Annotated in this window: 1 protein-coding gene; it reads left to right on the forward strand. The window is 64.5% G+C overall.

Translation table 11 applies throughout. The features are described 5' to 3' along the window. Window positions 1–4: 4 nt before the first annotated feature. Window positions 5–425, forward strand: a 421-nt coding sequence (locus AF337_RS10995; RefSeq protein WP_049732214.1) for a TetR/AcrR family transcriptional regulator, incomplete at its 3' end; no start/stop codon positions are given.

Below are 425 nucleotides of genomic sequence, written 5' to 3' on the forward strand. Positions count from 1 at the left end.
AGACATGGCCACGCACGACGGATCGACCCGCTACCATCATGGCAACCTACGCCCCACGCTGCTGTCCGTGGCGAGGGCGCTGCTGGAGGAGGGAGGCCCGGCTACGCTGAGCATGCGGGAGATCGGTCGCCGCGCCGGCGTCTCGGCTCCGGCGGCGTATCACTATTTCAACAGCCTGGATGCCATCGCGGCAGCACTCGCCGAACAAGGGTTTGTCGAACTCAGCGAAAGCATCGATGCCGCCCTAGCCGGTCCTCGGCGCAATCTGCTTGCCGGCGGCATCGCCTATGTCGCCTTTGCCCGCGCGAATCCCGGTCTCTACCGGCTGATGTTCGGGGAGGGTTTTCAGGCCTATTCCAAGGGAAACGAAGCGATACGCGCCCGGCGGATGCAGGTCTACCGGCAGATGAAGGACGACCTGGAAA

Source organism: Rhizobium ecuadorense, assembly GCF_001187535.1.
Taxonomy (GTDB): Bacteria; Pseudomonadota; Alphaproteobacteria; order Rhizobiales; family Rhizobiaceae; genus Rhizobium; species Rhizobium ecuadorense.